Origin of the sequence: Paenibacillus sp. MDMC362, assembly GCF_003269305.1 — a bacterium.
GTDB lineage: Bacteria > Bacillota > Bacilli > Paenibacillales > Paenibacillaceae > Paenibacillus_AQ.
Window position 1 is genome coordinate 1 of sequence record NZ_QLYT01000073.1, and the last position, 617, is coordinate 617.

1 protein-coding gene is annotated in these 617 nt (G+C 40.8%); it reads left to right on the forward strand.

Annotation, left to right across the window (positions count from 1 at the left end):
* The coding region (locus DP091_RS28685) for a condensation domain-containing protein (protein ID WP_181469943.1) at positions 1-617 on the forward strand (617 nt) is incomplete at both ends.

Sequence of the window (617 nt, forward strand, 5' to 3'; positions counted from 1 at the left end):
ATTCGTTTGCCAGTCAAAGAGATATTTAGCTCACCAACTCCTGCTATATTGGCGAAAAAGATTGAGGCCGCGGGAGAAGGCGAATATAGTCCAATACCACAAGCAGAACAGAGAGAAACTTATCCAGCATCCTCTACACAGAAACGATTGTTTATTCTGGATCAGATGGAAGGCAGTAGTACAGCATATAACATGGCGTCAGCGCTAGAAGTAACGGGCAACCTTGATTTGGAAAAAATACAACAAGCCATAGATCGCCTGATCCAGCGTCATGAGTCGCTGCGAACAAGTTTTGTAATGACAGAAGAAGGAACCTCTCAAGTCATTGCAGATGAGGTATTCTACCCAGTGGAATATGAAGAAACCGACAGCTACAGCGAAGCAGATATGGAGCAATTTGTACGCCCGTTTGACATCGGAAAAGCCCCACTTATGCGTTTTAAAGTAGTCAAAGAAAGAAATCGGAACAAATATATTTTACTATTTGATATGCATCATATTATTTCCGATCATCAGACGCTAAATCTATTAATCGAAGATTTCTCACGATTGTATAACGGTGAAAGATTACAACCACTTGAACTCCAATACAAAGATTATAGTGAATGGATGCGTGG